Source organism: Lacihabitans soyangensis (genome assembly GCF_024343775.1).
Lineage (GTDB): Bacteria > Bacteroidota > Bacteroidia > Cytophagales > Spirosomataceae > Leadbetterella > Leadbetterella soyangensis.
Genome location: NZ_RJUF01000013.1, coordinates 39,459 through 57,485, shown reverse-complemented (window position 1 = coordinate 57,485; position 18,027 = coordinate 39,459). Strand labels below are relative to the sequence as shown.

At 39.2% G+C, this 18,027-nt stretch carries 6 protein-coding genes; all 6 read right to left on the bottom strand.

From position 1 onward, the window contains the following. A partial coding sequence (locus tag EGI31_RS06960) for a PKD domain-containing protein (RefSeq protein WP_255036472.1) occupies window positions 1-4,699 on the bottom strand: 4,699 nt, incomplete at its 3' end. A gap of 617 nt (window positions 4,700-5,316) precedes the next feature. After that, window positions 5,317-5,961: a hypothetical protein gene (locus EGI31_RS06955; RefSeq protein ID WP_255036471.1), complete on the bottom strand. Its 645-nt coding sequence runs from the start codon at window positions 5,959-5,961 to the stop codon at window positions 5,317-5,319. Window positions 5,962-6,080: 119 nt separating this feature from the next. Further along, entirely contained in the window at window positions 6,081-11,327 is a 5,247-nt protein-coding gene (locus EGI31_RS06950; protein WP_255036469.1) for a beta strand repeat-containing protein, read from the bottom strand. A 119-nt stretch (window positions 11,328-11,446) separates the two neighbouring features. Beyond that, window positions 11,447-11,782 carry a LytR/AlgR family response regulator transcription factor gene (locus EGI31_RS06945; protein ID WP_255036468.1) on the bottom strand — a complete coding sequence of 112 codons (336 nt, stop codon included), beginning with the start codon at window positions 11,780-11,782 and terminating at the stop codon, window positions 11,447-11,449. Window positions 11,783-11,968: 186 nt separating this feature from the next. Next, window positions 11,969-14,722, bottom strand: coding sequence for an ATP-binding protein (locus tag EGI31_RS06940; RefSeq protein WP_255036467.1), 2,754 nt, complete (start codon window positions 14,720-14,722; stop codon window positions 11,969-11,971). A gap of 498 nt (window positions 14,723-15,220) precedes the next feature. Beyond that, complete coding sequence (locus EGI31_RS06935; protein WP_255036466.1) at window positions 15,221-18,007, bottom strand: response regulator; 2,787 nt, start codon at window positions 18,005-18,007, stop codon at window positions 15,221-15,223. Window positions 18,008-18,027: the final 20 nt, after the last annotated feature.

Below are 18,027 nucleotides of genomic sequence, written 5' to 3'. Positions count from 1 at the left end.
CTGTTACGGTGAAAGTGCCAGCTGTAGTGATAGTTGCCATTGCTGTATTGGCCGAGTACGAATTTGGTCCTGACCATTGGTAGCTTGTACCTCCTGAGGCGGTTCTGGTTACCGAAGTTACAGAACATGACAAATTCGTAGTGCCTATAATCTGGGCAGTTGGTGGATTATTAATTGTAACATTAACCGTCACAAATCCACTTCGACAAGCCCCATCTTCGCATCGAACATTATAAGTTGTTGGTGATGTGAGATTTGGTGTTACATAAGGTGAGCCAGTAAATGGAATGGCCACCAAACTTGCATTGTACCAAACCACCGAACTATTGGCACAAGCAGCTGTTAATGAAGCAGTTGCACCATTACATATACTTACATTGCTTGTGCCTGTCGGATTTGATGGTGTAGAACTTACCGTAAATGCAAAAGCATCACTTGCACACTCAAAGGTTCCTGCATTAAAATTTGACACCCTAATAGTATGATTCCCTACGGGAACGCTACCGATTGTAGTGGTAAAGTTTCCACCATCTAAACTATAATAAGGCGTATTTGGAACATTGGTAGCCGCTACAGTAATATTAGTTGCACCACAAGTATTACTTTTGGTTACACCAGTAATAACGGCCTTTGTAGGTATATTTATTACTACATCAGGCGAACTCGTTTGTAGCCCACATCTGTCTCGAACCGCGACTCGATAAGTTCCACTTGATGGTATCGTGAATGTACTTGCAGTTGAAAAAGTCCCAAATGAATTACAGGCAGTTCCTGTGCAAAGTCCATAGGTATAGGGTCCGCCACTTCCACCACCACCATAGCCACTCAATACAGACCCTCCATCACAATCAAGTGCTGTGGTTGTAGATAGGGTTGGAGTAGATGTGAGGTCTCCTACAACCAAATTCGCAGAATTGGAAATTGTTCCGCAGGCATCAGTTACTCTAACGATATAAGTATTAGCTGCGAGACCCGCAAACACACTATCTGTCTGAGGTCCTGCTATAATAGCACCCGATGACTGTAATACTATTGAAAAAGTTCGAGGTAATGAACCTCCTGAAGCAGATGCTGCAATAACTCCTGATGAGCCGCCGCTACATGTAGGGGAAATACTCCCAGTTGCCGTTAGAGCAGGTACGGAATTATCTATAATGGCCTCAACTGTGCCCAAAGCTCCACATTGGTCCGTTATTCTAACAGTATAAGTTCCAGCTGCTAAATTATTAAAAACAGGGCTGGCTTGGGTGACTCTTACCAGTACTGTATTTGCTGCATTATAAAGAGCATAGCTAAATGTACCTCCAGCAAATGTTGCACCCGCACTAGGAGTAACAACTATTCTTCCTGTTGATGAAGAAACACATGAGGGTGTAGTTACTACAGAACCTGTTGGTGCAGTAGCTGCAGGGAAAAGTAGAGGAGTAGAGCTCGTAACAGCGTTGCCACAATCATCGGTTGTCCTGACTAAATAACCAGTGGCGTTATCAGGTACATTGGTGAAAGTGGTACTAGTTTGTGGAGCCATTACTACTGCCGATGTTACGGCATCAATCAAACTATATCTGAACGGAGGTAAACCACCACCAGATTGAACTGTCACTTTTATAACACCTGTATTACTACTTGAGCAAGATGCGGTAGTTGCACTAATGGTAGCAGTTGTAATTGCAGAGGGGTTATTTATTGTCCCAGTTGTTGTACTTGTATTTCCACAAACATCAGTGACTCGAATAGTATGAGTAGGAGTGCCAGCCACTGGAGTAATATTAGAAAAAACGTTACTGGCCTGAGGCCCAGCTAAGAGAGTTGTATTGGTGGCGTCATACAAAGCATAGGTATACGGTCCGCCACCACTACCTACAGGAATAGGCCCACCAGATGTAAAATTTTGAGGATTTGTTACAATAAGCTGACCAATGTAGCCACTTCCTCCATCACATCTCGCAATACTTCCTCCTGCTGCTGGCGTAAATGCTCCGGCAGTAGCTATAGTTGTGGTATTGGTGCCTGTCTGCCCACACTGGTCTGTTATCTGAACAGTATAAGCTCCTGCTGGCAAACCTGTAAAAATTGGAGAAGTCTGATTGGGACGAGTAACAGGCGAAGGGGCAATCAAAGCAAACTGATACGTACCTCCACCCTGATTTGCGGTTGTAGCAACACAAGTAATTGTCCCCGAAGCTGTTGCACAACTTGCGGAGTTTGTTACTGTTAACGTCGGAGCAGTTGAAACAGGCACATTAATAGGGGTAGCACTATTATCTACCTGCGTACCACAAAAATCTGTTATAAGGACTGTATAATTGCCAGATGGTAAATTGTTAAAGATTCTACTATTTTGAGAACTTCGCGTTATAGGTGATGGAGATATTAATTCATATGTATATGGTGCTAAGCCAGTCGTAGGTTGAGCAACAGTTATTTGCCCTGACCCAAGTGTTGAACACGAAGCTACTGCTGCAGAACCAGTCGGAAATACCAAAGCCGTTGGTGAACTCACGGTGGCTGTACCAGTGACAGGAACTCCACAACCATCGGTCATTCGGACAGTATAAGAACCCTGGCTAAGATTTGTAAAAATACTATTGTTGGTATTGGCAACATTACTTCCTTGAGTGGCTCGGATAGCTCCACCTGGGCTAATCAGTTCAAATGTGTATGCCCCAATTGAGGAAGCCCCAGGTGTAACAGTGATTGTTCCAGCGGCAGGATTCGCACAACTGGCTCCTACAGCTGTCGTAAATGAAGGTGCAGACGAAGCAGCAACCGTAACGGTAGTTCTGGCACTGGTTCCGCAGACGTCTGTCAATCGGACTGTATAAGTGCCTGGCGGTAAATTAGTAAAAGCATTATCATTTTGGCTTGGTCTCGTAACTGGCGATGGTGCAATGAGAGCATAAGTGTAAGGGCTTCCTCCACCAGCGGTTGTTCCGTTCTGTACTTCAATCGTACCGGTACTTCCATTTGGGCATGATGCCGAAGTAAAAGAAGTTCCGAAATTGGGTGCTACTGCCGTACCAACAGTTACCGTTGTAGTACCAATGTTGCTACAATTATCTCTTACCGCAACAGTATAAGTACCTGGTAGTAGATTTTCAAATACAGATGAGTTCTGAAATGACCTAAGGATAGGCGAAGGAGATATTAAAGCATATTGAAAAGTGCCTGGTGAACCATTAGCCGATAACCCAGTGGCAGCAGTAGCGGTTACTGTTACAGTACCCGTTGCAGAGCCTACACAAGATGGGGAGGCAACAGCATTAGCAGTGGGTGCTGTACTAACACTTACAGTGAAGGTTGCTCTTCGTGATTTTCCACAACCATCTACGGCTTCTACTGTGTACAACCCGGGTAATAGATTCTCAAAAGTGGTATAAAACGTCGCTGTTATAGGGTCTCTCGCAACCGCTGGTAAGGCACCAATGGTTACTGGAGAACTCGCCACCAATGCCATTGTATAAGGCGGTGCTGTACCGTTGGCGAAAATTGTTGCAGTTCCTGTTGGACTCCCCAAACATGCAGATTGTATATTTTGAATACCCAAACCTATGGTGCTATTTGTTGCTACTTGACTTACTGTAACAACCGTACTAACAGCTGACCTTCCGCATGCATCAGTTACTTTTATAAAATATCCTCCAGGCTGTAATCCCGTAAATTTATTACTCGACTGTGCAGCTCTTATCATTGGCGATGGTGACACTAATTCATATGTATATGGGGCTGTTCCACCGGTTACTCCGAGAGTAGTGGTTCCTTCATCTACAACAGTAATTTCACCATTATTTGAATTAGAACAAGCTGATGTTACAAAAATCGAAGCTGCATTTACTGTTGGAGGAGTGATGTTGTAGATAATTTTTTTACGAATGGTGGCTTTGCAACCATTATTATCTGTAACAGTTAAATTAACAAAGTAAGTACCTGTTGTAACATAAGAGTGGCTCGGATTTGCAGTGGTTGCAGTAGAGCCATCACCGAAGTCCCAAAGATAAGAAGCTATCCCAGAGGTCGCTGCAGATGAACTGCTGCTGAAATTATATGTACCACTACAGCCACTTGCAAGGGTCGATGTAAAATTCGGTCGATTATCGAAAATACCTGGAGTTGAGTTTAAATTGGTACTCTCAGGGTTACCCGTAAACTGTACATTCAATAATATCGGTGTGGTATTTGAGAACTGGTCAATATGTATAGCATACCATGTACCTGCTACGACATCAATACCAGAGTTAAATTGTGCGGCAGTATAAGGGGGAGTCGCCATTCCGGTTGCACCCGGAATACCAAACACAGTAGAAGACCCTGCAAAATTACAAGAAAGTTGAGTTTTATTATTACAATTTGAAGTACCAGGTGCTCCTGCCAATTGATATAAACTCCAATCAACGTCAACAACAGTTGGTAGCCCTTGAAGCGTAGTAGGTCTAATCACAAAATTGAGCGTACCGTTTGCTTTAGCTTGAAAAGCAAACCAAAGGCTGTTGTGTTCGATACCCCCACAGGCAAGTTGCTCAAGTTTTTCGCCAACACCACTGGGATTATAAGCTTGGGTATTACCACAAATAATAATGGGGTTTGAGCAATCAGCCTGGGCATTTGCATTTTGGGATGCACCAATTGAAAAGATTATCACCAACAGAATCAAGCTGCATAGTCTCGATTTTTCATTAATGCTTTGTCCAAATTTTAACATAATAATTATAAAAATTTTAAGGTTAGGGTAATTATAATGAAGGAAGGTTTTAGGCAACAATTTATTTCTCTTGGAAACATTTGGTAAAATTTTAGTTTTCATGGCCTGAAATAAATTTCTTTAAATTATCACAAGAAATTAATTCATTAAACAAATATACATCATACACATTTATAACTATTTTCAGGTAATATTTTTTTTATCCAGCGGTACATCTGAGTCTAAAGTTTGCACCCCGCAATATTCTCAATTATTAAACCAAAAAAAGAATAGTGAACTGAGATTGAAATGCTAAAACCAATCCAAACGAAAGAATATTATATATCAAATATTTGAACTAAGACTTGGTTCGAGCAAAATTAAACATTCGCTAGGCTTTCGCTTTTGCTCATTTCTTACTTTCTTTAGCTCATTTCTTACAAAATGCAATTTTCTGATAACTGAATATAATGAATCATCTATCTGAAGAAGACATTAAAGGACTTGTTATCAGAATTTTAATAAAAATAACTTCAGGAATGTCTGAGATGGCTAATTATGGAGACTTGAGATGTTTGTGGATAAACATATAGGGTAAACCTAAAGTAATATTGACCATTGATACGCATCCCGCATTATTACTTTTTCGTCACTTGTTCCCGATATTCCGAAGGCGAAACCCCATAACTTTCATGAAAAACCTTGGGTAAGTTGTTGTTTCTGTGCGAATACAACCTATTGAGAAGGTTGCTATCAAGCTCTATGCAGCCTTCATTTGTGGCTGAAATATTGCTTATTTTCGGAACTCTTTCCGATCTTGTAAACCCATATGGTCCTGTCCATGAATAGTTCACACCCGAGGTATAATCAGTTTGAACTTCGAGCGACATGCTATTCCCTGCACAAAAATCATTAATGATGTTCAGATGATAGTCTTGTAAACAACATTTCAATGCAACAAAAGATACAGGAGTTTTAAGGACAGTTGTGGTGGCAGTGAAAGCAGCTGTTTGAGTACCAGATAGTGTAAGTGTTGCTCTATGAGTATCATCAAAAGCATAAGAACTGAATCTTTGTGGTTTTTGGGCTGTACTGGTAAAATTATTTAGTTCACTCCAGCTATATTGTACTGTAGTCCCAAGTGTGGGGGAATCATGAGTTAGTGAAAGGCTTAACGTATTCCCGTTACAAACTGGAGCATTTCTAGAAGCAACCAAATTAGGAAACTTGGTGAACACAAAATTCAATATTGTCGAAATGACAGTAAAAGGTATTTTTTTCATTGGTTGAAAGTTTTAAAAAAAATGAGCAGCGGAATGAAGAAAAGGGAAGAAATCAAAGTTTATCATTCTCCCCATATTCTATTCTTTCTACCACAAAAGGTTTTTGTTTATATTAATTTTCAATTAGTAATTCCCCCACAGCCATCAATAAACGCTCTGAAAACCGAACCAGTTTTTGCCTCAAAACCAGGTTGAAGCAAAATAGATTTGCCTGAATCAAGCGTTAGCTTTCCGCCGCTATTGACCGTTAAAATTGCACCAGTACCTGCTTGGGTCGTAATAATGCCCGATGCTTCTCTGTATTGAGTTACTCCGTTATTAAATGTACCCGAAAGATTAGGTAAACTCAGCGGACAAGGTGTTCCTATTGAAATGACCGCACTTCCTGTGTTTGTACCTGCTGGGCAGCTACTGGTCATACTCGAAATCGTGATGGTTTGAGCAGAAGGAACTGATAGATTGGCAGTGAAAATGTTTCCTGTATTGCTAATGGTGGAAGGAACACTAAAACTACTACCATTGCTCAAATTCAGCGTCATGGGGAAGGTGCCACCCAAAATTTCAATATTTAAAGTGAAATTGGTATTGGCAGCCACCGTTTGGTTCTGGTTAGGCAAAATATTGGCGGCTGTATTGCCGATGCTCAATGTTTTGGTCAAGGTGGTAGTTCCTGTATAGTTGGCACAACCATGCGTTGAGCTATGCACAATCGTAACGGTGTAAATACCACTATTGACAGCTTGGAGGTTGGTCAAAACTGGATTTTTGGCAGTACTACTAAAGCTATTGGGTCCTGACCAAGAGTAGGTTGTGCCATTGCTAAAATCGCCTGTATTAGTTTGTGGGAAGAAGGTTATCGCTCCACCAGGGCATTGCACAGAAAGAGTGCTTAAACCGATGCTTGGCGTAATCGTATTTGTTGAGCTTAAATTAACAGTAGCTGTATAAGTGCCTACACACTCACCTGTTACAACTGCGGTAAGAGAATATGTTCCATTATTAATTGATTGAAAATTAGGTATCTGTGGCACGTTAGCAGTGCTACTAAACCCATTCGGACCTGTCCAAGAATAGGAACTAATGGTTGGGGCAGTTGGAGTAAATGTAGTAACTAAATCTATATCAGAACCATTACAAAATGTAAAGGCAATAGTTGGTGAGCCAACTCTTTTTCCATAGATACTGAGAGCAGTATTGGCAACTGTTATGGTTCGGGTAGAAGAGGCTGTACCCGTACATGAGCCACCAAAAGTAACGGTTACGGTGTATGTTCCCGAATCGCTCGCTTGGGCATTGGCTAACAGAGGCGTTGCACTTGTACTACTGAATCCATTTGGTCCAGCCCAGTTGTACGAATACGTTACACCCGATGGGTTTGAATTAAATGATGTATACAATTCTACATTAGTTCCCGTACAAAAGGTAGTCGAGGTAGTTCCTGCCCCTTGAATACGACTTAGTGCTGTTGTAGATGTCGAGCAAGGCTGATTCACTGTAATCGCTGCACTACCTGTACCTGAACCAGTTCCGCACGAACTCGTAATGCTCGAAATCGAAATTGTTTGAGAACTTGCAAGAGAGGTACTAATAGATAAAACATTCCCAAGATTTCCGTTTGAGCTATTGAAAACATAAGAAGAACCATTACTCAAAGTCATAGAAATTGGAAATGTTCCACCTAATAATTCAATATTTAAAGGGAAAGTGGTATTGGCGTTGACCGTTTGGTCTTGTCCTGCCAAAATATTGGCTGCTGTATTGCCGATGGCTAATTTTGTCGTATTTGTTACAGTACCTGATGCCGCACAACCAGAAGTAAATGGATAATTTATTGTAATAGTATAAATACCTGAATTAACAGATTGAAGGTTGGTCAAGGCTGGATTTTGAATTGTACTCGAAAACCCGTTGGGTCCGGTCCAGCTGTAGGTTGTCCCAGTTCCATAGTTTTGACCGCTCACCTGTGAAAATAGCGAAATGTTTCCACCAGGACATTGGACGGTTTGTGCATTTGCTGTTAAAGTATGAATTGGATTGCCAAATGTTAAACTGGAAGTAGCTGTATAAGTTCCTGCACAAGCACCACTACTTACAGTTACGGTCAGGCTATATGTACCAGCATTAGTAGCTTGGAAATTTGCTATTTGAGGCAACGTGGCTGTACTACTAAATCCATTGGGTCCTGTCCAATTATATGAACTGATTGTACCACTATTTGGCGTATTTGAAGAATAGAGTTCAACGGCAGAACCACTACAAAACGTGAAGGCATTAGAGGATTGTCCTGCTCTTCGGGCTAATAAATTGGCTTGATAATTGGCAATCGTAATATTTATCGTAGCCGTAACTGTACCTGCACAAGGATTCCCAAAATTAACCGTAAGCGTATAAACTCCCCCATTTGCACTCGTAGCACTGCTTATCAATGGCGTTGCTGCTGTACTACTAAATCCATTAGGTCCTGCCCAGCCATACGAATTTGGCAGTGCATAAACTGGATTGGAAGATGCAATAAATAATTCGATATTACTTCCTGAGCAAAAGGTTGAAGCAGATGCACCGCCTTGATTTCTGGCTGCAAGTGTTACCGTTTTGGTATTGGTTAATGAGGCGGTAGCAGTTACTGTACTAACTACCCCACAAGCTAAATATGTAACCGTTGCCGAATATGTACCTGCTTGTGCATTGGTTACGACGGGACTTGCAAGGTTACTCGAAAATCCACCTGGCCCAGACCATGAATAAGATGTAATTTGTGAAGTTACTAAATTAGGAAGTGAGAGTATAATATTAGAACCTGCACATTGATTACTTCCTGCAAGATTTGTGATTTGCTCTGTAAATCTTATGGTTGTAGTGGCTGGGGCAGTTTCATAAGCAAGGTTAGTTGTAGCTGTAACCGTTGCTGGGCAACTTCCCCCAATATTGACAGTTAAGGTATAAACCCCAATATTTGACGCAGAAACACTCGGTATGATTGCCCTCGATTGATTGCTCGTAAAGCCATTTGGACCTGTCCATGAATAGGTATCAATATTTGTTAATGCAAGCGTCGGGGCGAATGAAACAGGAGAACCATTACAAAACGCACTGCCACCTACTGTTCCGATTGAAAAAGTTGGCGGGTTGGTATTTATTGTTGTTGTTACAGCGACTGAACCTGTACAGCCATCGGTATAATTTACATTTAAAGAATAAGTACCCAATTTTGAAGCATCAATATTACTGATGGTCGGAGCAATGTCATTACTCGTAAAACCATTGGGTCCCGACCATGAATATGTGGCTTGGTAATAACTTGATGTCAATGGACTCGCAAAGAGCTTAATATTATTGCCCAAACAAATCGAGCGATTATCGCTTGTAGGGTCGGTATTTACTCGGTTGAGCCCGAAAGGAAGAACACCAGTATTTGAAAAGGTAAGGTTTCCCGCTCTGGTTATGGTAGCAGGGCATTCTCCACCCATATCAATCGTGGCATAATAATATCCCGAATTTGCTGCCGTAGCATTAAAAATTTGCGGACTGAGAGCAGTTGATGAAAATCCATTTGGTCCCGTCCATGAAATATTATTGATAATACTTCCACCTGTTTGTGCAATTAGTTCAACCGTTGAGCCCAAGCAATTTGATGTTCCAGTAGCATTATTAAACTTAATTCGTCTTGATGTAACACTAAATGAAGATTGAGTAGATAGCGTCAATGTTGCCGATGAGGTTGCAGTGCCTACACAACCATTTGTAAATGTTGCCGTTACGCTATAAACTCCCTCGTTGGCTGCTGAAACATTGCTTATTCTCGGTACTCTTTGGGTACTTGTAAATCCATTAGGTCCTGTCCATGAATATGTACCGATAGAATTATTAGAGTTTGTATTTAAAGTTGGTGTCATCGAAACCGTACTTCCACTACAAAAGGCTGTTCCTGGTGCGTTTACGTTTGTAAAACTGATACCTGTCAAAGAAGGTGCAGTATTGTGTCCAACATAAAGAGTATTCGAGGCGGTAGCGGTAGCAGTTGGGCTACAAGCATTGCCTGTACCTATAATGGTTAAACTATAAACCCCAGCTTTGGCAGCACTAAAATTTGGAATCTTAGGCGTAGCAAGTGCACTGCTAAAACCATTGGGTCCAGTCCAATTATAAGAAATAGTATTAAATTGGTCGCCAGCATTTGTGCCAATTAAAATCACATCAATACCATCACAAAAGGAAGATTGAACGCCAGTAAATTCGGTGGTAGATAAAAGGGACACACTTAAAATAGGATTTGTAGTGGAAGGGATGCGTGGCACTGTAACAGTACGGGTAAAGACATCGTTGCATCCAGCACCCGAAATCGTACCTGTAAAGGTATAATCTCCTGCCTGAGTAACTTGTGGTGCAAGCTGATTGCTCGTAAATCCACCCGGACCTGTCCAACTATAATTGGTCAATTCGGCTGGAGCAAATGTACTTGGCATCGAAGCCGCTACATTGACATTACAATTAAAAACACGAGAAATAACGCTCGGTGTAGGCACCATAGGTTGTGGGGTTGCATAAGCTATCGCAGTACCGCTGCATCCGCCACCAAAAACCGCAGTCAATTTATATGTTTTCCTTTCTTGTAAATTATTGATAGTCAACGAACTGGCATTACTCGTAAAACCATTGTTACCTTCCCATAAGTAAGAACTTACTGTTGCCGAAGCTGGCGAAAGCACTGGTGTGAGTGTTACGTTTCCACCGCTACAAACTTGATTTTGACTAATACTAACTCTGGGTGAGCCAATCGTAATCTCATAATTTCTTTTGGAAACATATACACAGGACGAATTATTAAAGGTAATTGTAGCTTGATAATTACCAGCATTGGCAGCAGTTACATTCGAGATAGTAGGGGCTTGAAGCGTACTCGAAAAACCATTGGGTCCTGTCCACGAATAGCTAACTCCCGAAGTATAATCGGTTGTTGCTTCAAGCGTCATATTATTTCCTACACAAAAATTATTACTTACGTTCAAATTATCGCCTTGTAAATAACTTTTCATTGTAACTATCGGAGTAATAACCGTAAAAACGGCTGTAGTGGCAGTAAATGTACCCGTTTGCGTACCTGATAAGGTGAGCGTAACAGTATAAGTACCATCAACGGCGGCGGCATTGGGTCTTTGTGGGTTTTGAGTAGAACTTGTAAAACCATTTGGGCCAGTCCAACTATAAGCCACTGTTGTACCACCTGCTGGGGTATCGTGTGTAGCTGAAAGAATCAGCGTATTGCCATTACAAACAGGAGAATTGCTCGAAGCAGCCAAATTTGGGAATTGAGCAAAAGCAAAATTCGAGATTGTCGAAATGATAGATAAAAGGATAATTTTTTTCACAGGTAGAAAGGTTTTGGTAGAAAGTTTTTTTAATGGGTAGAAGAATGAAGAAAAGGGAAGAAATCAAGGGTTTTCATTCTCCCCATATTCTTTTCTTTCTACCACGAAAGTTCTTTTATTCAGATTCGATTGAAGTATTTGTTCGAAAAGTTTATGAAAGGCTTGACTCTCCTTCTCGAAATCTGAATGGTATCATTGTTTTCCATTTTTATCGAGCCAGTTTCTTCTTCGTAGTTGGTCATAAAATCAAGGTTGATTATGCAAGACCTGTTAGGACGAAAAAAATTGAAGGAGGAAAAGCGAGATTCTAATGTGCCAAGGTTGGTAGCTGTAAGAAGCATACTACCATCTGTAAAGTGTAAGCGAGTATAATTAATGTCGCTTTCAAGGAGAATAATTTCTGATGGACAAAATTTCTTTCGCCCTCCAACGTGCACTAAGGGTTGATTATTCATGGTAGAAAAATTTTATTGTTTAAAACTTTCTACAAAATTGTGTATAACCATCTGGCAGGTGTTATCACAAAAACGCCTTTCTATTCCTCATTTTGAACAAAAAAAAGAGGGCAATTGCCCTCTCAAAAAAAATATTAAAAACTCTTCCTCGTTTTGTGTTTTTTCTTCCTCAAAACATACAAAACGTTATTCTTTCCACTCGCTCGCTGTTTTTCCATATCGTTCTTGGAATACTTTTGAAAAATACGGCATACTATCAAAACCCACTTTATAGGCAATTTCGGATACTGAAAAATCGCTCGTTTTCAATAATTTTGCTGCAATTTCTAAACGATAATTCCTTACAAATTCGGTTATGTTTTGGTCGGTAATTGCCTTTAATTTTCGGCGTAATTGCACGGGAGAAAGTCTCATTTCATCGGCAAATTTTTCTACGTCAAACTCGCTTTTGTCAAGGTATTTATCTATAACTGACTGACATTTCTTTACAAATATTTCTTCAATTGTAGGCTCTTTTGTTACTTCTATCTTTTCAATTAACGTTTTAGCAGAGAATTTATCAAACAATAGTTGTCTTTGACTGACTAAGTTTTTTACCCTAATCTGTAATTCTTCTTTATTGAAAGGCTTTGAAAGATAATCATCTGCCCCATGTTCGAGTCCAGCTAATCTATCCGATAGGCTGGCTTTTGCAGTGAGCATCACCACAGGAATATGGCTGGTTCGCTCATCGGTTTTGAGTTTTTCGCATAGACCCAAGCCATCTAATTTAGGCATCATCAAGTCCGAAATCACGATGTCAGGTATAAATTCGAGGGCTTTTGACAAACCATCTTCACCATCAACCGCCATTATGATTTGATACTGGTTTTCAAAAACACTGGCTATGTAGTTTCGTAGGTCGGGATTATCTTCCACGATGAGCATGATGCTTTGTCCATCGGCTTCAATTGGAGAGTCAATTTTCGGATTGGCGGAAATCAAAGATTCATCTACATTTACCTTTCTTTCAAATTGTACAACAGGATTCGAGAGTTTTTCTAATGGTGTAAAAGGTAAAACTAATTCAAACCTCGTTCCAACACCTTTTTGGCTGCTCACTTCAATTGTTCCTTGAAGCAAATCAACTAATTCTTTTACCAAGGCGAGCCCGATTCCTGTTCCTTCATAATTATTATGTTCTTCAACTTGATAAAAACGGTCGAAAATATGAGGCAATCTTGCTTCTTCGATGCCAATACCAGAATCTTGAATTTGTACAATTAATTGATTATCCGAATAATCTATTTTGATAACAATTCTGCCATTTTCAGGTGTAAACTTGAAAGCATTTGAAAGTAAATTCGTAACAATTTTTTCTAATTTATCAGTATCGAAAAGAGCAAAGTGGGGTGTATGGGGTTGAGAATGCTTAAAAATAATGTGTTTGCTATGAGCCAAAGATTCAAAAGAAGCCACTAATTGATTCAAAAAATTATTTAAATCAACTTCTTGAAGATTTGGTTTCATTTCGCCCGCTTCTAATTTGGAAAGGTCAAGTAGTTGATTAATTAGGGTTTGCAGCCGTTGGAGGTTTCTCTGCATTACATCAATAATGCCTTCTTGCGGAAATTTCTTCTTCAAGTCTTCGATTGGACCCACCAAAAGCGTAAGTGGTGTACGAAATTCGTGCGAAATATTAGTAAAAAAACGAGTTTTGAGTTTATCCAATTCTTCTAATTTAGCGGCTTTCTCAGCCTCAAAACCTAAATTTCGTAGTTTTTCCGCCTGTATTTTTACTGATGCTCTGAAATTTTGACTTAAGTAATACACATAAACAGCTATTTCAGTCAGTGCAACAAAAATTGCGATTCCATAGATATTTTCAAATTGTAGAATCCCTGACACCCTCAAATTTAACAAGACATTTGAAACATTTCCCAATAGAAAAGGAATCGCATAAAAAGGAGACTGGTTTATTTTCTTGATTAAAGTGTAAATAAAAAGCGTGTAAAAAAATGAATGGCTAATTAGATTTAGTATTACCAAGAGCTTCAGAAAAACAGGGCCATAAGCTATAAACAATAAAAGCAATAAAAACAGATTGATGACGATAAAACCATAAATAGTATGCTTTACCCATCTCGGCAAATTTCCAAAAGGCAGAATATTCAACGCTAAAAAAGAACCCATGATTGGATAAATATTCATTAATCCAAAGGTGACCTTTTCAGAAACTGTAGGGTCTGTTCCGATAAAATTACCTAAGATATTCAGAGATGCCCAAAAACTGAATGCACGAGCTAAAGTATAAATCGCATAAGACCTTGACTTTCTGTCTTTTATCACCATAAAACCTATGATGCAGACAATAAAAAGAATCATCCAAGTCAAGCCAACAATCACACCTAAACGTATCTTGTATGAGCCATTTAGGTCTTCAATATCTTTGTAGCCATAAAGTTGAAGTTTAAAATAGGCACCTCTTTCAGATTCAAATTTTAAATAATAACTTTTGCTTTCCTTGGGTTTGAGTATAATCGGAAAGTGAGGATATTTTAAATTACTAAATCCCTTGTCTTTAAAAGGCTCAAAAACTAAACTGTCGGCTTGATTATTGATATACAAAGTAGTCCTTCTGACAAGTTGATTATCAAGGAATAAATAAAAAGTTGTGTCCTGATAACTTTCATTTTTTAGGTCTATTTTCAGCCAGGTGGCTTGATTAGAAAATGGCAATAAAACCGACTTTTTTTCGTGTTTTATAAACGTTTGTTTTTTTACTTCTTGAAAAGAAAGTTTGGCAGTGGCATCTTCAAACCAACTAACTTTTAACGATAAATCATAAGGTAGTTTGGTGCTTTTGGAAATGACAAAGTCCTGAGCAAGGCAAAATTTCGAGATCGTGAAATACAATAAAAAATATCCAATTGTTATTTTTCGTTTTTTACAAAAAAACATAGGGTTTATATATTCTTTGGGTTTTAGGGCAAATTTTACCAGTTTCCATATCTGCGAAATAAGAAACCAGTCATCTCAATATTGATTCCATTCAAATGCTTAAATTTTAAAAATCATGCTTTTCTCACACGATATTTAAATTTCAATATACATTTCAGTTCTGCATCACTACGTATTTTTCCGATAGAAACCGAAACAAATACTCAGGGATTTTGATTTGACGAATAGGATAAAATTAATAATTTTTTTTATAATTCGATATTCAATGTACTCTTTTTACAGAAACGAGATTTGATTCATTTCTTTCATTTCAGCTAAACTAAAGTTTGTACAACTATACTTCTGGCTTGTTTCATTCTTGTTCAAAGGCTGCTATTTGAATACAAAAATCAATTCGCATTGTTTTAAATGGACATCGACTAATTTCAGAAATTAATAGGTTTAAACAAGATAAAAAACCTAAAGAAAGATCGCGAAATATCTTAATCTCTTTGGAATCTACTTCAAATTACTCACCCGATAATCCGAAGGCGAAACCCCATAAGATTCCTGAAAAACCTTGGAGAAATAACTCAGACTGTCGAAACCAACTTGGTAGGCAATCTCTGATATGGTGCCGGTATTTTGACTCAGCAATTGTGCTGCTTTATGTAGGCGATGATTCCGGATAAACTCCACAATGGTTTGGTTGGTCAGGACTTTTATTTTGCGGCGTAGTTGGGTGGTGCTTAGGAGCATTTCATCAGCCAGTTGATCTATACCAAACTGAGAGTCTGAGAGATGTTCATCAATAATTTCAATTACCTTTTGAATAAACCGCCCATCTACTTCATTCACTTTTGCATCTGGCTCAGCTGATTCTTGCTGTTCCTTACTTTCATACTTTTGTCTTAGTTTGGCACGAACATCCAGTAGATTTTTAACCCTGGCCTGAAGTTCATTCTTGTTGAAGGGTTTTATAACATAATCGTCTGCACCCAGCTCATAACCCTCAATTCGGCTCTCCACATTGGCTTTGGCAGTTAGCATAACTATCGGAATATGGCTCGTTCGAGCATCAGCTTTGAGGACCTTACAAAACTCCAATCCATCCATTTCGGGCATCATCAAATCACTGATTATAATGTCAGGAACTTGCTCAATGGCTTTTTCTACGCCATCTTTTCCGTTTCGAGCCTCCACTATTTTATAATCTATCTCAAAAATACTCCGCACGTAATTCCTGATATCCTCGTTGTCGTCAACGATGAGCAGAATCTGATCATTTTCTGAATCAAAATTTTCAGTTGGCGTCTGTACTTGTTGCTTTGAAACAGTATTCTGATATGAATTTTCGTTTATCGGCCCAATAAAATCTTTCCATGTCAGCCTGTCAATGGGCAATTCTACACTAAAAGTAGTTCCTTCATCTTTCTGACTTTCCACGGTTATTTTACCTTTTAGAACCTCAACCAACTCCTTTACCAATGCCAATCCAATGCCTGTGCCCTCAAAACTGCGATTTTGGGCATCATCCGCCTGATAGAATCGGTCATATATTTTGGATAACTTTTCAGATTCAATTCCTATACCAGTATCACTTATCACGATGGTCATCCTTTTTTTGGACGCATCAAAATACTTTTCAAAACTCACTTTGCCGCCTTGCGGTGTAAATTTAAAGGCATTGCTAAGCAAATTCGTGACTATTTTATCTACCTTGTCTCGATCTATAAAGCCATAGGTTTCGGTAGAACTGAAGGACCTTTCAAAATCGATTTTCCGACTTTCTGCCAGAGAGATGAAAGAACTTGTAAGTGTACGGAGGTATTCGGTAATGTTATGATTGGCAATTTCGGGCTTCATTTGCCCAGCCTCCAATTTGCTGATGTCCAATATTTGATTGACGAGCGTAAGTAGTCTATCTGTATTGCGTTGAATAAGCGGAATCAGCTTGTCGCTAGGGTATTTTTCGGCCAATTGCTGAAATGGACCAGTAATGAGGGTCAGTGGAGTACGAATTTCGTGTGAAATATTCGTAAAGAATGTAGTCTTGAGGTTATCGAGTTCTTTGAGCTTGTTGTTTTGCTCAATATTGAACTTCAGTTGTCGCTCCGTCAAAGTCTTATTCCGCTCCGTGTTTCTGAAAATCCTTCCCAAGAAAATCACAAAAAAGACAAACTCCGCTAGAAAGAAATAATAGGAAAGTGTATAAATAGGTTTGAGTTCTATCCAACCCAATAGTCGCACATTGAGCAAAAACGAGCTAAGTAAACCGAAAGTAAACAAAATGCTGTAATATCTAGCAAAGGCGACATTTTTAACTGTCAGAAAAATGTAAAGCAAAATATAATATCCAGCCGAGAAAACCAGCGTATACACGCCACCTTTCAACCAATACCACTGGTAATCGAAAAATATAACCGAACTGAAAAATACCGTGAACAACAGGAAAAGGCCGACCAAATACAAATGAACTTTGGGTAGTTTTTGAACAGTAAAAGTGGCGATTAAAAATATACCTGCACCCAAAGTGGCAGAATTATAACATAGAAAATCAATTTTCTTGGCCATGTCAGGTTGGTCCGTAAAAAGTGGGCCGGCAATGTTGAGATAACCCCAATAATTAAATGTCCTGAGAAGCGTATAAAGGGAGTAAAGCCTGAAGGATAGATCTTTAATGATAAAAAAACTCAAAACCAGCACCAAAAAAAGTCTGAAAAACATCAAACCATTAAGAAAACCCTGGCTTGCGAAATCATCCATCCTGAATTTCTGAAATGACTCTCGTGTATGTAGTCGCAACTCTCCGTAATGTCCACGTTTGCTGGTAAGTTTGAAGTAGATATAACGGGTTTGATTCGGCTCTATTTTGAAAATGAATCGTGGATCTTGGTCGATAAACTTCTTGTCTCTTTCCTTGGTAATTATCTTTTGTTCTACATGTTTAAAATCCTTCATATCGGCCCTATCCGATATGTAAAAATCCAACTGTTCTACCAGCGGGTTGGACCATAACAAGTAGAATTCCTTAACATGGAAGGTATTATTTTTTAACGATACCCTTACCCAGTAAATATTGTCAGAATAAGGAAATACAAAGTGGTCTTTGTTAGGCTTGGAAAAAGATTTTTTTAGGACTTCTTCCAATGAAACCGAACCAGAGGCGTCTTGAAACGTTTCAATACTGGTAGAAATATTCAAGGGGAATTTAACAGTACTATCTAAAGTAACTTCCTGAGCATAAACCTCAAATAAAATGGAGCAAAGTACTAGTACTTTTAAGAATTCTTTTAATTTTTTCATGGCTGGGATCATAAGAGCAA